General features: G+C 38.4%; 20 protein-coding genes. 17 read left to right on the top strand and 3 right to left on the bottom strand.

Features of this window, described 5'->3' with window-relative positions:
- Window positions 1-17 precede the first annotated feature (17 nt).
- From AC1M9B_RS02975 to AC1M9B_RS03020, 10 genes are all read left to right on the top strand, one after another.
- Entirely contained in the window at window positions 18-713 is a 696-nt protein-coding gene (locus AC1M9B_RS02975; protein ID WP_481608519.1) for a hypothetical protein, read from the top strand.
- 62 nt (window positions 714-775) lie between these two features.
- On the top strand, window positions 776-3316 hold the full coding sequence (locus AC1M9B_RS02980) for a hypothetical protein (RefSeq protein WP_481608520.1): 2541 nt from the start codon (window positions 776-778) through the stop codon (window positions 3314-3316).
- An 11-nt stretch (window positions 3317-3327) separates the two neighbouring features.
- A complete protein-coding gene (locus AC1M9B_RS02985; RefSeq protein ID WP_481608521.1) occupies window positions 3328-3585 on the top strand; it encodes a hypothetical protein in 258 nt (85 codons plus the stop codon).
- Window positions 3582-3887, top strand: a complete 306-nt coding sequence (locus tag AC1M9B_RS02990) for a DUF6804 family protein (protein WP_481608522.1) — start codon at window positions 3582-3584, stop codon at window positions 3885-3887. Before AC1M9B_RS02985 ends, AC1M9B_RS02990 begins: the two co-directional genes overlap by 4 nt.
- A gap of 62 nt (window positions 3888-3949) precedes the next feature.
- Window positions 3950-4258 (top strand): hypothetical protein, encoded by a 309-nt coding sequence (locus AC1M9B_RS02995; protein WP_481608523.1) that lies wholly within the window; start codon window positions 3950-3952, stop codon window positions 4256-4258.
- Entirely contained in the window at window positions 4258-5946 is a 1689-nt protein-coding gene (gene terL / locus AC1M9B_RS03000) for a phage terminase large subunit (protein WP_481608524.1), read from the top strand. The genes AC1M9B_RS02995 and terL overlap by 1 nt, the downstream gene beginning before the upstream one ends.
- A 9-nt stretch (window positions 5947-5955) precedes the next feature.
- Complete coding sequence (locus AC1M9B_RS03005; RefSeq protein WP_481608525.1) at window positions 5956-8814, top strand: hypothetical protein; 2859 nt, start codon at window positions 5956-5958, stop codon at window positions 8812-8814.
- Window positions 8815-9314: 500 nt separating this feature from the next.
- Complete coding sequence (locus AC1M9B_RS03010; RefSeq protein ID WP_481608526.1) at window positions 9315-9620, top strand: holin; 306 nt, start codon at window positions 9315-9317, stop codon at window positions 9618-9620.
- A complete protein-coding gene (locus AC1M9B_RS03015) occupies window positions 9604-10125 on the top strand; it encodes a glycoside hydrolase family protein (protein ID WP_481608527.1) in 522 nt (173 codons plus the stop codon). Before AC1M9B_RS03010 ends, AC1M9B_RS03015 begins: the two co-directional genes overlap by 17 nt.
- Complete coding sequence (locus AC1M9B_RS03020; RefSeq protein ID WP_481608528.1) at window positions 10125-10505, top strand: hypothetical protein; 381 nt, start codon at window positions 10125-10127, stop codon at window positions 10503-10505. The genes AC1M9B_RS03015 and AC1M9B_RS03020 overlap by 1 nt, the downstream gene beginning before the upstream one ends.
- 149 nt (window positions 10506-10654) lie before the next feature.
- On the opposite strand, the gene AC1M9B_RS03025 is transcribed toward AC1M9B_RS03020, so the two are convergent.
- Window positions 10655-11293 (bottom strand): hypothetical protein, encoded by a 639-nt coding sequence (locus AC1M9B_RS03025; protein ID WP_481608529.1) that lies wholly within the window; start codon window positions 11291-11293, stop codon window positions 10655-10657.
- Window positions 11290-11523 (bottom strand): hypothetical protein, encoded by a 234-nt coding sequence (locus AC1M9B_RS03030; protein WP_481608530.1) that lies wholly within the window; start codon window positions 11521-11523, stop codon window positions 11290-11292. Before AC1M9B_RS03030 ends, AC1M9B_RS03025 begins: the two co-directional genes overlap by 4 nt.
- Before the next feature lie 474 nt (window positions 11524-11997).
- On the opposite strand from AC1M9B_RS03030, the gene AC1M9B_RS03035 reads away from it, so the two are divergent.
- The 3 genes from AC1M9B_RS03035 (at window position 11998) to AC1M9B_RS03045 (ending at window position 14105) form a co-directional block, all read left to right on the top strand.
- Complete coding sequence (locus AC1M9B_RS03035) at window positions 11998-12135, top strand: hypothetical protein (RefSeq protein WP_171076720.1); 138 nt, start codon at window positions 11998-12000, stop codon at window positions 12133-12135.
- Between the two features lie 322 nt (window positions 12136-12457).
- Complete coding sequence (locus AC1M9B_RS03040; RefSeq protein WP_180027811.1) at window positions 12458-13306, top strand: 3'(2'),5'-bisphosphate nucleotidase CysQ family protein; 849 nt, start codon at window positions 12458-12460, stop codon at window positions 13304-13306.
- A 61-nt stretch (window positions 13307-13367) separates the two neighbouring features.
- The gene (locus AC1M9B_RS03045) at window positions 13368-14105 is read left to right on the top strand and encodes a histidine phosphatase family protein (RefSeq protein ID WP_092766340.1); all 738 of its coding nucleotides are present in this window, start codon (window positions 13368-13370) and stop codon (window positions 14103-14105) included.
- 78 nt (window positions 14106-14183) lie between these two features.
- Here the strand turns inward: AC1M9B_RS03045 and rpsT are convergent, their stop codons facing one another.
- A complete protein-coding gene (gene rpsT / locus AC1M9B_RS03050; RefSeq protein WP_035263646.1) occupies window positions 14184-14453 on the bottom strand; it encodes a 30S ribosomal protein S20 in 270 nt (89 codons plus the stop codon).
- 215 nt (window positions 14454-14668) lie between these two features.
- Here rpsT and AC1M9B_RS03055 point away from each other — a divergent pair, with 215 nt between their 5' ends.
- The 4 genes from AC1M9B_RS03055 (at window position 14669) to AC1M9B_RS03070 (ending at window position 17121) form a co-directional block, all read left to right on the top strand.
- Window positions 14669-15334 (top strand): Rossmann-fold NAD(P)-binding domain-containing protein, encoded by a 666-nt coding sequence (locus AC1M9B_RS03055; protein ID WP_481608531.1) that lies wholly within the window; start codon window positions 14669-14671, stop codon window positions 15332-15334.
- 11 nt (window positions 15335-15345) lie between these two features.
- Window positions 15346-15855 carry a ribonuclease E activity regulator RraA gene (gene rraA, locus AC1M9B_RS03060; RefSeq protein ID WP_035263643.1) on the top strand — a complete coding sequence of 170 codons (510 nt, stop codon included), beginning with the start codon at window positions 15346-15348 and terminating at the stop codon, window positions 15853-15855.
- A gap of 30 nt (window positions 15856-15885) precedes the next feature.
- Window positions 15886-16671, top strand: a complete 786-nt coding sequence (locus AC1M9B_RS03065) for a glutathione S-transferase N-terminal domain-containing protein (RefSeq protein WP_481608532.1) — start codon at window positions 15886-15888, stop codon at window positions 16669-16671.
- 99 nt (window positions 16672-16770) lie between these two features.
- Window positions 16771-17121, top strand: a complete 351-nt coding sequence (locus AC1M9B_RS03070; RefSeq protein WP_035263638.1) for a hypothetical protein — start codon at window positions 16771-16773, stop codon at window positions 17119-17121.
- Window positions 17122-17204 lie beyond the last annotated feature (83 nt).

Raw genomic sequence — 17204 nt, forward strand, 5'->3', positions numbered from 1 at the left:
AAATTTAAGAGATATCAATGCATAAGAAAACATTAAAAGAAAAAATAACCGATCTAGTTTTTTGGACGGTTATTTTTTTTATTGCATATTTAATTGTAGCTTTCCTGCTAAAAAGTTCATGGTTAAAGGTAGTACAAACACTACCTGAAATTTATGAAATTATTAAAGATGGTTTTACTATTACTGCTGGAATTTTGGCACCTGTGGCAGCGCTTATATTATTTACTGATTGGAAAGAACAACATACTTTGACATTAGTTGATTCTTCCTCAAGAAAAATTAGTGAGTATATAAATGACATTCTATTACTGACAATTCAAGCTTTTTATAAGCCACCATTGGAGTATTGTGATAAAAATATCAGGTTAAAAGAGCATTCAACAAAAGGGTCGCTTTTTGATTTAAGAGAGATGATTAAATTTAACGAAAAAATTATTTCTCAAGCTGGAGTAGAATGTAATGGATTATTGTTTGATCTGTTGAATTTTAGAGAGTTGTCACTTTCCTTAGAGAACATGATTATGAGAGATAAAGTCTTAGAAGATAGCTTACAAAAACTAGATAATCGAAGTGTGCTTTCTAATGAAAGTTTGGAATATAAGAAATTAATTAATGATATAGATCGTACCAGGCACTCTTTTGATGAAAAACTCAAAGAAATGGGCGAACTTAAAGAAAAAATAGAAACAAAATTATTAGGGATTCAAATTTAATTACTCAATAAATCTCACCACAATCAATGCTCAGATAGCCTAAAACTATCTGAGCATTTTTTATGAAAGAACAATGTAAAGCCGCCGTAGCACAAGCGCTAGGAAAGTCACAACTTAGTATTCAAGAAGCCACCGACATTGAAAACCGGATCAAGGACGCGATGAAGTCTTTGGCCAAAAAAGACATTCAGACCTGGCGCAATCTATCTGATGCTGAAAAACTGGTGAAAGCTGGTGAATTTGTTGCCCAAGATATTCAAGAAAAATTAAAACGCCGTCATAAAATTGCTGCTCAAGATATCCTGACCCAAAATAAAAATCTTGCTTTATTGGACCATCCGACATTACCTGCAATGGAAGTCATAGACCGCTTAGTTGCACCGCATGGGGATATGTCAGGTGTTCAGTCCCTTGACTCTAAAGCACGTGCTATTGCCTCTATTTATCGTGGTGAGCTGGTGGATTTCTATACCAACATCAAAGGCGGTTTAGGTGTATTTACCGATGCAGATCTAGTGCAAAAGATTGTCCGTGAACGTTTTGGTGATAACACAGATGATCCACTAGCCAAGAAGATCAGCGACAAAATGGGCGAAGTCTTTGAAGGGATGCGCGAACGATTTAACCGTGCCGGCGGTGATATTGGCAAGCTGGATGATTGGGGATTGCCGCAGACACATAGCTTAGAAAAGATCGTATTAGCCGGCAAACAGGCATGGGTGCAAAAGGCAGAAAGCTTAATCGACACTTCAAAATATGTGCATGAGGATGGCGCATACTATTCACAGCAAGAGATCCGCGAACTCCTGGAATATTCATTCGACACATTGAGCAGTAACGGTGCCAATAAAACCGAAATTGGCCGTCAGTCCTTTGGGGGCAACTCCAAAGTCACCAGCCGACATTCTGAAAGCCGAGTACTACATTTTAAAGATGCTGAATCATGGATGGAATACCAGGCTGAGTTCGGCGGTATGCCGTTTGTGGATCTGATCGAGGCGCACATAAATGGATTATCTAAAGATATTGCTCTGGTGGAAAATCTTGGCAGTAGTCCTAGAAATTCCATGCGCATATTGATGGATGCGGCAGAACAAAAGGACTGGCAAAAAGGCATTGATGCAAACGACACAGGCAAATCACGCAAACGCGCACAAACCATGTTTGATGAGTTCTCAGGCCAAAATACACCGCAATCCGAAGTGCTGGCCAACCTAGGTTTAGCATACCGATCAATGAATGTTGCATCTATGCTAGGTGGTACCACAATTTCATCCGTCACCGATCAGGCCATGATTGCCAAGACTGCATCGATCCATGGTATTGCTTACCGTAAAACTTTTGGTGAACTGATTTCACAGCTTAATCCAAAAAATAAAGAAGATCGGGAGCTAGCGCACAGCTTGGGTCTAGCCACTGAAGAAATGCTTGGCTCTATCGCACGTTGGTCTGATGATGGTCTAACTTCAGTGCATGGCAAGTCACAGAAATTGGCGCGTGTATCAAGTGGCATTGCATCCCAGGTTATGCGCGTATCTGGTTTAAATGCCTTGACTGCGGCCAGTAAGGTTGGGTTTTCCAAAATGCTCATGGAAAAGTACGGACGTTTAAGCCGCAATAAAGCATGGGCTGATCTAAATGCAATGGATCGTGAGCTTATGGAGAAAACTGGACTAAACGAACGAGCATGGGAGGTCATGCGCCTGGCTGATCCGGTTGTGGATCGCAAGGGCAACCAGTTAATGTCTGCGCGTTCGATCTATGAAATTCCTGATAGTGATTTGACTAGGTTTGGCGACCCACAAAAGGTGCGTGATGAAGTGGCCACACAATTTCAGGCACACTTACTTGATGAGCAGGGAATGGCAGTTGTTGAAGCCGGCCTGCGTGAACGTACATGGATGAGTGCAGGACAGCGTAAAGGCACAGGTATGGGGGAGTTGGTCAAATCCATGCTTCAGTTTAAATCCTTTCCAGCAGCATTCTTGATGCGCCATGGATCACGCGCAATGGCACAGGATGGTGTGAAAGGTAAGGCAGCTTATGGCGTTTCATTGTTTGCTATGACCACACTACTTGGTGCACTAGCGGTACAGCTTAAAGAACTAGCCAATGGTAACGATCCTTCAACCATGTGGGATAGTGACGATCCACAGAAGACTATGAACTTCTGGACACGTTCAGCGGTTCAGGGTGGCGGTCTATCCATTCTTGGCGATATTCTTGTTGCCGGTACGGATACTTCAGGGCGTAGTACTTCGGACTTTATGGTGGGTCCATTGGGATCAGACGTTAAAGCGGTACTTGGTTTGACCGTCGGCAACCTGACACAGTATTACGATGATAAGGATACCAACGCATCTAATGAAGCATTCCGTTTGCTCAAGAACAAGATCCCTGCACAAAACTTGTGGTACACCAAAGCTGCAACCAATCGAATGATTTTTGATGAAATGCAGGATATGATTGCACCTGGTTATAGAGAAAAATTACTTCGTAAAGCAGAGCGTGATCATGATCGTACACGTTGGCTTGGGGACTTTGAATGGGGTTCTGGCTTTGATGAAGCTCGTGCGCCTGATTTTGAGAGGGTTGTTGAATGATAAGAGTTTTAATGTTTGTTGCTTACTGGATTTTAGCAATAACTCAGTTTTTAGGGATTTATACTTATTTTGGTGAAGTTTTAGATTGGAATGGGTTTATTGCAGTAGTGCTAGCGTTACTACTCGGAGGCATACCTGTTTTAGGGACTATATTTGGAGTTATGGGAGCAGTCCAAGGCTGGGATTGGGGTATTATTCCAGCCTTGTGTTTGTATTTATGGCCATTTATTTTATTTGGTTTATTAGTTTTGATAGGCAGTAGACGATGAAACCGAACCATTTATTCTATCTAGCTTCTGCCTTGATGATATTAGCGGTTATAGATCTTCCATATGCTTACTACCAACTATTGAGATTTGTAGGTTTTTTTGCCTTTGGTATAGCTGCTTTCTTATCATTTAGTGTTAACCAAAAAACTATTCCGTGGATATTAGGATTTATGGCTATCGTGTTTAATCCCTTCATAAAAATCTATCTTGGAAGAGAGTTATGGATGGTGGTTGATGTGTTAGCTGGGATTGGCTTAGCTTTATGGACATTTAATTTTTATAAAACGTTACCTGCTAAATAACTCACCCAACAAACCTACATTCCATCCCTTGTATATATGCCTTATATGCAGGGGATTTTTTTATGCGCGATGAACAAATTGAAAAAATTGAAAATCTTGCTGAAGAAGTGACAGATGATTTCATTATCACAACGTGCAAGGCGATCAACACAACCATCCACACAAAAGAAGGTCGGGGAGATAAAGGGTTTCTATACACAATATCCCAAAAGCAAGCCAGCATTCTCGCCACATTAGAACGTGTTCTGGCTTTTAAAAATGGAACTATTCAGCCTATTAGTGCTACAGCTGCGACACAGGAAAAATATGAACAGCAATTGATTAAAAAAGCTGAAGAAGAGGCGGCAAAACTTAAACAACGGTTGAGTTAATGACTAAGCCTAAGGTAACGTTTCTCGCATTTTTTTTAATATGGGCAGAATTGCAGGGTTGGAAAGTACCAACCTTTCACGTACTCGTATGCCTATTTTTAGAAAAGTTCTATTTAACAGGGCGTACAGCCTTGTTAATGATGCCACGTGGACACTCTAAATCTTCGATCTTGGACGTGTTTAATGCATGGGTAATTTACTGCTGGCCTAAAACCCAAATTCTTCATCAAGGTACTACTGATTCAGATGCGTATAAATGCTCAAAAGGTACTAGGGATGTATTAGAAAGGCATCCTTTATGCATAAATAATCACGCAGTTAGCATTCGCCAAGGTGAGGTCGAGCGTTGGTTCGTAAACGGCACACCAGACGTACGATACGGCACTATGTTGGCTAAAGGAATTTTATCAGGCGTGACAGGCCACCGTGCTCATTTTATTCAGAATGATGACGTTGAAACCCCACAAACAACTGCAAATCCAGAGCAAAGAGAAAAGCTTCCGAAAAAACTTTCAGAGCAAACACACATTGCTATACCAGGCGCAAAAAAATTGTGGATTGGTACGCCACACACCTATGACTCTTTATACGAAAAAATAAAAAAGCAAAAACGTGTAGAAACATTCATTTTAAAAATGTTCGAGCACGAACGAAGGATTGAAAATGGAGTGGTCGGACAGAAAGTAATTTTAGATTTTGAACCTAAACATAGCTTTAGCGGCATTGGTGTAGGATCAAAATATTTAAAAAAAGGTATTCATTATTTCTGTGAGCGTAAAGGTGAGGTTTGGGAAATAACACTCCTAGAATCGCACTACATTATCGACTTTTATTCTGAAGGAATTTGGGAAGAACGTTTTACTGCAGAAGAAATGGAGATTCGCCGTGAGGAGTGTAAGACACTCAATGAATGGGATTCTCAGTATCAAATGCATGCAAAACCTATTGGTGATGTGAGACTTGATCCAGACAAAATGCTTGCATATGACTGTGAGCCTGTGCTGAAACGTGCGAATGGTGAACTATATCTGATGCTAGGACAACGCCGTATAGTTGGTATGTCTGCAAAATGGGATCCTTCATCAGGTAAATTGAAATCTGATAAATCGACAGTAGCTCTGATATTTCATGATGATCTTGGTAACAAGTACTGGCATCGATCCTTAGCTTTAACTGGTCCAGACATTATCACAGATCAAAACGGTGAGATCGTTGGTGGACAGGTTTGGCAATTAAGCGATCTCATTAAAGAATTCCATGTTCCGCGCATTGTGGTTGAAACAAATGGCATCGGTGGCTTTGCTCCAACATCATTAAAAGCTGTATTAAAGAAAAGAAGAATACGATGTGGAGTCGATGAGCAACATACTAGCTTAAATAAAAACAAAAGGATTTTAGAGGGATTCGAAGGCCCACTAATGTCTGGTTTGCTTTGGGCTCATATTTCAGTATTGGTGACAGTGAATCAGAGTGGTGAGGAAGAGGATGCGCCACCAGCAAAACAAATGCGTGAGTGGAATCCAGCGATAGTAAGTCAGCCTGACGATTATTTAGACTCTGCAGCAGGCGCTATTGTTGACCAACCAGAACGTGTCGGCAAAATACACAGACAAAATGAGGTTGTAGAAGGTCCTAATTGGAGAAGTGAAAGTGGTGTGCATGAAGCCACTTATGATTTTGAAAATTAGGGGCATAACATGGCAGTACCTGAGCAAACGCCGTATATCGAACACACTGGAAACGGAAGCTCAAAAAGCTTCTCATTAGGTTTCCAGTGTGAATCAAAAGATCATTTAATCGTATTAATTGATGATATAGAACCACCGATTGCAACATGGAGTTTGACCGAGGGCAATGTGGTATTCATCACTGCACCAGCAGCTGGTAAGAAGATTACCTTGCAGCGAAATACTCCATTTGGTCGGACGACAGATTATCAATCTTACAATAATTCATTCCGGCCACATTCTGTAAATGGAGATTTTGATCGGGTTTGGCTAAAGCTACAGGAGTTAGGTGTAACTGGTTGGTTGCTTCGGCTTTATATAGATCGACTGCATGGTGAACAAAAAACCTATATCGACCAAAAAGATACGCAATTACAAAATAATATTAACAGCCTATCTACTCATGTTGACCAGCAAGATGCTCAACTTCAGCAAAATATCGACAATCTAAAGACCTATGTGGATGATAAAGATAATGAGCTTCGTGCTTATCTCATGGAAGAGATTCGTAAGCAGGGTGTAGCACTAGATCAGCTGGATGAATATTACAATTATTTGATGCAGCGTTTGGCGCAAATTGCTGTAGATAAGGGGTGGGATGCTTCTTTTGTTGTCAGTGCGAGTGGTGAGACGCAGCAAGAGGTTAATGATTACAATGGTGCAAAATGGCGAAACAAGGTTGCTGGATACGAGCTAAACTCTCGTGTCATGCTCGACAATGGCAGCATTGTAAGATCAATTGTTGCAAACAATACCACCGATCCGAATTTAGATATGACAGGGTGGGTTAGGGGTAGTACGGTTAAACTTAGTGATTTAGGTGCTAAGCCTGACCCTGATTTTGATAGCGCAATAGCTTGGAAGGCAATCAATGATGCCTTAAGTGATGGTGACACTCTAATCATTGATATTGATAACTACGTGTCTAGCTATGTTGAGATTACTAAACAAATCAACATAGACAACAGAGCGACTACCTATGTGAACGCAGGAGTGGCTAATGCCCTAATTGTGTTTTCAGCACCTCTTTCACGTACTATTTCAGGTTCTGCACTTTCTGTATTGCCAAAAAAGGGAGATAGCCAGTTACACTTTACAACTCTAGATTTTGACCCAACAGACTATCTGGTTATCTTAGAATCAACAGAAATTACGACTGTCAGGGTTGGGCAAATTGATTCATATACAAAGCAAGAAATCAATGAGTTTGTCACTCATGGCTGTATTTTAAGAGATACAGTTTTACACGATTACACTGACGCATCTAAGCTGCAAATTAAACTTATTAAAAAGACCCAACAAAACACTTATACGAACTTCAAAGTTAAGTTGTTTAACTCTGCTGGCGCTACACAAAAAAATGCGTTTGTAGAATTCAGACGTTTGTATGGGAAAACAATTGTAAATCTTCAAGTGAGTAAGGAAGGCTCGGAGCACGTTATCGGAAGTGGTGTGAAGTTCGCGGATTGCGCTGAATTTACTTGGATTGCACCAACATTGAGTAAATTTAATACAAGCGCAGAACCAACATACCCACTTTTTAATATACGGAGTGGGTTTATGCTGTTTATTAAGCCTGTTTACACAGACGGTGTGGATACGTTACGCAAAGAGCGTGGTTATGGTGGGCGGCATGGGCGCAATATTAACTTTATCATGCCACAACTCGGGGGGATCGATGATCACTGGGGTCACAATTATGTTGTTGAGAAGGCTACGTTTACGACACGAGGAGTGGATATAGCAGGAGGGTCATTAACTTTACGTGATTGTGATAGTTTTGGGGTTGCGTTGGTTGGTTTGCGTGGTGATACTCCGTACGCAGATGGTACTTTAACGCTTGATAATTGTTCGTCCGACTATGCGCTAATCTATAGCTCACATTACGCTGTTGATGAACAGCCGACAACTTATAAGCACTGGGATAAAGTTAGAATTATCAATTCTAAACCGTGCACAACTAAAGCGTCAGGTGGTGTACCAATGGTGGCTATTAATTGCATTGACCCATCGCAAGTAAACACTGTTTTAAAAACCGACCTTGAAATTGACACCATAGAGTTTAAAAACGGCACAACATCTGGAAATTCATCATTAATAAGGTTCTCACGCGATCAAGGTTGGTTGCGTAAACTAACACTAAAAAACATAAAAGACACCACAACTGTAGAGCCAACTCAGTTTAGACCTCTAATTCAAAATATCGAATGTGACATCCTTGATGTATCAGACTGTGAAGACTTTACTTGGTCGAATGTAACAACGGGTGATTTTACAATCAAAGGAGGTACTGTCGGCAACAACTCCGAAGGCATTGTTTATTCTACAATCACGAGAATGGGGCGATTTAGTACAGATTTTAGTAACAAATTCACAGGTACGCTAAGTTTACAAACAAGCTTCACCGCAAAATTGTTTTTTACATCTTGTATTTTTGACACGCTAAAGGTTTTTGAAAGTACAACTGTAAAAAATCAAATCGAGTTTATGTCTGGTAATATTGTTGGTTCAAGCCTAAGTACATTTAACTCACCTGTCGATATATATCATTATGTTAAACCAACGGCTCATAAGCAGAGGTACGCAACAATTACTATATATGCACAAACAATCGTATCAAACAGTGCGACTGAACGTTATGATATTACGGTTGCAGGTGCAAAAGTTGGCGATGTTGTTGATGTTTCACCGAGTGGATCATTAAATGGATGTGATGTTATTGCTTACGTTACTGCTGATGATACTGTGAGTTACCAGATTAATAACAACTCTAAGTATTCCGCGGCTATCTCTACTCAGACATTGACATTTAGAGTTAGAAGTATTTGAGAAGCCCTTTAGGGGTGGTTTTACTTCTTAGTTTTTGAAGTGATATTAAGCGCGACCTTCGAGTTGCGCTTTTTTATTGCCTTTAAAATCGGCGTATTCCTATTAAAACACAGCATATCATTTGAATCCTTGATCTTTAATGAGATTGAGTTTTTTATTACCAAAATTTAGGGGACTTAATATCCGAAAAGGCGCAGTTGGCAGTTGATGCAGCGGTAGCTGCGTCCACAGCTACAAAATTTACATATGGGTGTCTAGGAATAGGCACCCTTTTTTTAGGGGGAATATATGGATGACTTAAAATTAGTCATTGCTTTATTCGTGATGGCATATCTGGATTCGCCACATATATAGTTGTTCAGTGAAAGAGGTATTTTTTTTGGAATTATTAAAACCTTATAGGTTTGAGATTTTGTGTATCAGAAATTAACAACAAACCTGCGTTAACCCTGATCTTTAATTAGATCAGGGTTTTTTATTATCAATAAAAAGGGGGCGGCATGTCTGAGCATGCACAAAGTGTGATTGAAACGAGTGCCGCAGTGACATCCGTTTCAACCAAAGCAACTGTTGGCGCTGCAGGTGTAGCTGCTGGTGCCAAGTGGCTAGGTCTCGATCCAATTACATTTATTGGCTTAGCAATTGGTATAGGTGGTTTGATTGTCAGTATCTTTGGATTTCTTGTAAATTGGCATTACAAGCGCGAAGAAAATAAGCGAGAGCAAGCGGAAGAAGAAAGAAAAAAAGAAATACATCGCCTTCAAATGCAGAAACTTATGGGGATGAGCAATGCAAAAGAAAACTAAGATTGCGGTCACTATGGTATCAGTAATTTCGTTAGGCGGGGTTTATTTTACTCAAAACCAAGAAGGAACTATTTTAAAACCTTATAAAGATAGTGGAGGTGTACCAACGATCGGTACAGGGTCCACAACTTACGAAAATGGTCAAAAGGTCAAAATGACAGACCCTCCAATCACTCAGAAACGCGCAACTGAATTGCTCGTCAATCACATGAGTAAAGATGCAAAGATCTTCAATAAAACTCTGTTGGGTGTTCCACTTTCTCAAGAAGAATACGATCTTTATATGGACTTCACATACCAATTCGGTACAGGTGCATGGTCCCAATCTTCGATGCTTAAAAATCTTAAGCAAGGCAAATATGTTCAAGCCTGTAAATCTTTAGAAGCCTGGCGAAAGGTACGTATTAAGGGCGTGTTGCAAGATTGCCGAGTTAGAAGCAATAACTGCTATGGGGTTTGGAAACGTCAAGAATTACGCATAAAAAAATGTATGGAGGTTAATTAATGTCAGCATTTTTAGCCAAATTTTATGAACTGATTATTTATGTTTTGCTAGCAATCATCGTGATTTTATTGATCTCTTTAGGTTGGCAGAAATATCACCGTACGGTTGCGGATAACAAGGTTTTAAATGCTGAAATCACATGCCAAGGAAAAATTGATGAGGCAGTCCAACCCTATCTAGATGCCGAAAAACGTGGTCGAGAAATTGCAAAAGAGGTGAGTGAAGAATATGAACAGCGCGAATCAAAAGAAAAAGTTCGAGTCGAAAAAATTACAGTTGAAGTGCCAAAGATCATTGAGCGTACTGTTTATCTCAACTCTTGTTTTGATGATGACGGGATGCAACTCGTTAACGATCTACGATATACCAGCGAATCTTAAAACACGTTGTGAAAACTTGCGTGAATTAGAAGGATCGACAGGTAAGGATATCTTACCTGTAATGATTGATGATCGAATTAAATATGGCTCATGTGCACGCAAACACGAAGCGATAGTGAAGATTATTAATGAGTCCTCAAAGTGAGGGCTTATTTTATTAATTTGGAATAATACGTCGATAGCTCATCATGGAGTTTGAAAACTATATGAGTGCATAATTTTTTTAGATCACCTGATCGTTTTTTGCTATTTACGTGTTTGAAGGAGTTGACATAATCTGAATCGAAATCGGGGGTAGTGAATATAGAATGTAGCTCGCTTAATATTTGAGTTGTATCTTCTATAAGTTTTAACTGGCTTAAATCATCAGGTTTATTTGAATTAAAATTACATTTATAGGAAATGAGTAAATCATTCAAATCTTCCATGTCGTCAAGTATCAAATTAATGATTTTTTTATATTTATCATAAGAATTATCATCACTAAGTGTTGATGGACTTTTTTGGACTGAGTTTAAAAACTGCTGCAAGTCGACTAAATTTTGTTTAAATGATCTTCTAGTTGTCTTTATTTTTTCAATTTCTATTCCTATTTTAGATACTAAAATAGGTTTTCTCCAATCCGTATAAAGGAAGCTAGCTATCAATGCAGCCCCTAAGGTTGAAAATCCAGATAAATATTCAGCAAAAGTAGAATCATTACTAGTTATAAGTAATGTTGCATAAAGAGATAATACAATTACCCATAAGCAAACTGCTATTGAAAAATTAATAGGATTCGTATTCACTTTACAACCTTAGCCCCATTCCAAAATTCACCTCTATTGCGCAACAATATTTTTTCAGCAACACCAGTATCAATAAAAGTCTTTGCCTTTTCTTCATCATCAGTCCAGTACCATCCGCTTTTAATCTGCGCGTCCAGCTCTGATACTTCCCAGTAATCCGATTCATCAACAATATCTTTATAAGCTAGAAATTTTCCATTCTTCTTGATGAAGATTTTTCTTAGTGCCATTTTTTAAGCTCATTTTTGTAGTCACTAAAATTATATGTGATTTAATCAAAAATCTTAATGTGTACAAGAGTGTGTACATAAAATTTAAAATCATAAAATATGTGTATAATTAATTATATAAATCAATTGTTTGTAAATATATCAATCCATGTCGAACATGATGATGGGTTTATTCATTCATCTTTCCTCAGGTATTGTTGCAATTTAGCACAAATAAAAACAACAAAATGGGTGTTATTTAAATATCGATTTACACCATCATTTGATGCAAAAGGTTGGACTCGCATCAGCATTTTAAAATTGAACTTCAAGAATGGGTGTGCGTGGTGACTTCTATATTTCATTCCATTCGTATTATATCGAATTAGATGTGTGAGGTCACAAATTTAGATCTTGATAATGAATACAAAAATAGTATAGAAGTCGCTATGAAAGCATCATATTTTTTGAAAATGGTGCATAGGAGTTTTAAGTATGACAAAACATGATAATAGTTCGAAACCACACAAAGAATCTAATGAGGATAAAGGGAATCAGGACTCTTTTAAAAATAAAGAGCCTGTAAAAAAACCGAATGAACAGCCTGAAAGTCCAGTCAAAGAGCAAAAATAAAAAACAAGCCTTCTTTAAGAAGGCTTGTTTTTTTATGTTGATACTGACTCTAAGGCGCGCTCTGATTTTTGGAACTATTGCGGGTGTTATTTAAGATGTATTGAGGGTTGTTGGCAATCACGCTTCGGATTTTGTTTTAAAAGTGTTAGAGTTCTTATGATTGAAATGGGTTATGTGTTTCAAAGTGGTTATATTTTATAGGTTTGCTACTATAAATATAAATCCAACAATGCAAATTAAATCACGCTGCATTTTAGGCTGAGGTTCTTAATATGATCGTCGTGCTTAGAGTGTGTAGCGCCAGAAAAAATAGGTTTTATCCATGTTTATCACAACGCATGCTCCCCAAGATCAACAAATGTTAAATTTGGTTCCGATTTTGGCTGTTGCAAGCCAAATATTATTAGAAGAATATCAAAACTATTGTGCTGGACGTGATTTTAAAATCAACGAAAAAGATGACCATTCTCCTGTAACTCAAGCAGATTTAAAGGTCAATCAATATCTGCTCAGAGAGCTTGCAAAACTTACACCTGATATTCCGATCATTTCTGAAGAAAGTGATTATTCAGAGCGACATGAATGGCCTCAATGTTGGATGCTAGACCCTTTGGATGGTACGAAGGAGTTTATTCATGAACGTGATGAATTTACAATTAATCTGAGTCTTATTCAGAACCATCAAACTGTATTTTCAGTCATAGTCGTGCCGACTGAGAAAGTTATGTATATGGGCTATTTGACGGATCTTCCTTATAAATATTCATTTATGAACAATATTTGGGAAAAATATTGCAAATTTAAAGCCTCACCAGTCGATGCCATCCAAATTGGGCTGAGTCATAGTAGTAAAAATCCTAAGTATCAACACTATATTGATTATATTGAAAGAGAAATACCGGTTATACGTCGTGAAGCTGGAAGTGCTTATAAATTTTGTATGATGCTTGAGGGTGAAATAGATATTTACCCAAGATTTCATCCAACCTCCGAGTGGGACACTAGTGCTGGACAAGGCTTGCTAGAGAGCATAGGAGGTGGTTTGTTGACCTTGGATTCTGTGCCATTTACCTATAATCAGCGTGATACTGTTTTGAATAATGGTTTTATCGCCTATCGTGATCCTGAAATGAGGCAATTGGCTTTAGATGCGTTGTCAAATGTACTTTAGGGGAGTGGAACTATAATTTCATCGTGTTATAGTCAAATTAATTTCATTTATTAGAATTATTATGTCGCTGAAGTTGCTTCCTCCAAGTATGCTCAGAGCGGTTGATTTACTGCCCGATGTTGCTGTGCCTGTTACACTATTTACTCGCCACTCAATTCGTGAAATGGTAGTGGGTCAAGGACTCGCTGGATATGATTTGCAATTAACAGATCAAGGTAAGGATCTGGCGCAGGCTTGGGGGGCTTATCTTATTGATCAAACAGATCGTGTGATTGAACACTGTATTTCTAGTCCAATTCAACGTTGTATTGATACTGCAGCACTGATGATTCAAGGTGCTGATCAAATCAATCCTAAGTCAAATACCCATCATATTAAAATTGTTGAGCAGGGGCTTTTGGTCGAGCCTGGTAGCTTCGTTTTAGATATCGAGCAAGCTGCGCCATATTTTAAGCAACAAGGTGCTTTGGGATTTATCAATAGCTTTGTAAACAATACTTTACCTGGGATGAAGCAGCCAATTACAGGTGTGATTGATGTTTTACATTTGCTTTATCAAACTCACCCTCAACAGAATCATGGATTAAGTTTGGCGGTTAGCCATGACACTATTCTGGCTGGTATTCTGGCTGTGATTTCAGGTAAAACACAGATTATTCAGCAGGATTGGCCAGAAATGATGGAAGGTTTGTTTGTTTGGTTTGAAGGTGAAGCATTCATAGATGCAAAATTGAAATGGATATGGCGTGGTGAACGTAATGAGCTGTCTATTCGTGAATTTGTAGAGCAAGAAAGATAGTAATTTTAATATTATTTAAGTATTGTTGATAAATTTAAGATATAAAAAAAGCCCTTAAAGGGCTTTTTTTAACGCAACTTAGTTAGAAGCTAAAGCTTTAACTTGTGCATTTAAACGGCTCTTATGACGAGCAGCTTTGTTCTTGTGGATGATACCTTTGTCAGCCATACGGTCGATTACAGGTACTGCAGTTTTGTAAGCTTCAGAAGCTGCTGCATAGTCACCCGCAGCGATCGCTGCTACTGTGCGTTTAAGGTAAGTACGAACCATAGAACGTAAGCTTGCGTTGTGTTTACGTGCTTTAACGTTTTGACGAGCACGTTTTTTTGCTTGAGCAGAGTTTGCCACTCGTGCACTCCTTGAAATTGATTGGTCTGGGCGGGCTGAAATTTCAACTAAATACAAACATTAGAAGAATTTACACCAGCCCGTAAACAAGTGCCATATTGTGATTAAATGATGCGGCAAAGTCAAGTCTTGACATGCTTTGACAACATTTTTGATGCAGATAAAATGCGGTTAGCGCGTTAGATTATATGAATATTGGAAGGAATGGCGAAAAAATGATTAAAAATATTAAAAGTGCAATAGTTATAGGGGCAACTGGTTTAGTTGGTCGATCTTTGGTAAATCATTTGAATCAATTGGTAGATTGCGAAAGAATTGTCGTAGTTGTTCGTAAGCATGATGAACAATTTGAAAAGTTCACTAAAGTTGATCAGTTGGTCATTGATGACTTTTCAATGTTAAATGATGAGGACGCTTCTGGATTCTCACATGCGTTTAGTTGCCTAGGAAGTACAATTAAAAAAGCAGGCTCTAAAGAAAATTTTTACAATATCGATTTTGAGATAAATGCTCATTTTGCTGATTTGCTCGTGAATACCGATACTTTTTTTGCAATTGTAAGTGCGGAAGGTGCGAATGAAAGATCTCCATTCTTTTATAATCAAGTGAAGGGAAAGTTAGAAAATTATCTAAAATCATTATCACTCTATCAATTGGCGATCATTCGACCTTCACTCTTAATTGGTGAAAGAGCTGAAACAAGGACACTCGAAGATATTTCTCAGAGTATTTTCAAGCGAGTATCGCAATTTCTGCCAAATACATTCAAATATAAGCCAGTGACAGCAGAGCAAGTCGCTAATACTATGGTCGTGAGCGCAAGAACTCAAAATGAAAAAATTAAGATTTATGATAATTTAGAGATTCAAAAACATAACTGAGGGTATAAAAAGTGACAACGCCAACATTTGTGACGTGTGATTTACTGGATGACCATCCTGATTTAGATATTCAAGTATTGTATCCATCTATTGATGGAAAATTCTTCAAAAGTTACGGCGGTGTAAAAAGCTTTGGGGGTGAAGCTGTCACTGTTAAATGTTTTGAGGACAATTCACGAGTAAAAGAGTTACTCGCTACAGATGGGCAAGGCAAAGTTTTAGTTGTAGATGGTGGTTCTTCCATGCGTTGTGCATTGATGGGAGATATGATTGCTGAGTCTGCCGTTAAATATGGATGGAGTGGTGTCATTATTAATGGTTGTGTTAGAGATGTTGATGCCATTGCGAGTTTAAATCTAGGCGTGCACGCACTTGCGGCTATACCTCAAAAAAGTAATCGCAAAGGGGTGGGCGAAACCAATATCACGATTCAAATTGGAAATATCACAATCCAACCAGGTGATTATATCTATGCAGACAATAATGGAATTATTGTGTCCAAGACAAAATTAGTCGATTAATTTAAATAAAACAAAAACGAGGTAATCAGTATGGTGATTCATCAATTAAAAGTGGCTCAGGCGCTAGCTTCAGCTGTTGCAGAAGGTGGACGTGGGACTTCAGGTACACCTTTTCCTAAACAGCCAGAAAAAGCATTAAAGCTTTACGAATTTGAAGGATCACCATTCTGTCGTCGTGTAAGAGAGGTGTTGACTTTACTTAATCTTGACTACGAAGTGTATCCTTGTCCGAAAGGTGGAAGGGTCTATCGAGATCAAGTAAAAACACTTGGTGGTAAGATTCAATTTCCTTTTTTAATTGATGAAAATACTGGGGCTAAACTTTACGAGTCTCAGGATATTATTCACTATCTTTTTAAGCATTATGGTGAGACAGGTCAAACACCGAAGCAATTCTCACACTACCCCAAATTGCCTGTAGTTGCTCTAGCTGGAACACTGATTAATGGTGCTCGTGGGATTTTTATAAATAAAGCGATTAAGCAGAGACCACAACCCGAGCATTTAATTGAGCTGTGGGGGTTTGAAGCGAGTCCATACACCAGAATCGTGCGCGCTGAACTCACAGAACTTGAATTACCATTTAAGTTTCATAATGTTGCTAAAGAACGTTGGCAGGATCAAGGACCAGCGATTTTACGATTGAAGCCTGGGAAATATATTCCTTTGGCTGGCGGTAAACGCGAGCAGGTTGTAAAGATAATGAATCGCAAGGGGAAGGATATACAAGTCCCGTATTTAGTTGATCCTAATACAGGCGTAAAATTGTTCGAATCGAAGAAGATTGTAGAATATTTAAGAAAAAATTACGGTTAATTTTAGTTTGAGTGCTTTTTGGTCATGAATATAGGTGTATTCGTGACCAGATGCTAAGATAGACCATCATTTTGAGTTTTCAGCTTTTCTTCCCAAACTATGTTTAAAAAAATTTCTGATTTGTTTCAAAAAAAACCATCGGCTGAGCAAGTTTATTTACAGACTCATCAAATTCGTTATGATCCTGAATTAGGATATATTATCGATGACGTTGTTTTGAATGAACTAAATGAAAGATTGTCATATTTTTCGAACCGAAAGGTTACTCGTTTTGATGATTTGGAAAATTTATTTTATCGGGGAATGTTGATCAAAGAGAAAATAGATCTTGAGTTGAATACAGGTCGTTTTACTACGAGATTAGGTAATAATCAACAGAATCTAGAACAGTTAAAAAAATTCGTGATATTGCTCAATGATTATTATCGTGAATTCAAACGTGAGCGCTAATGTTTGCGACTGAATGTTTGTGATATCTAAAAATAACTCATTCTCGATTTTGAACATGATAAAATAGTGCAATGTCCTACCAG

The organism is Acinetobacter sp. ANC_7513 (assembly GCF_056779915.1).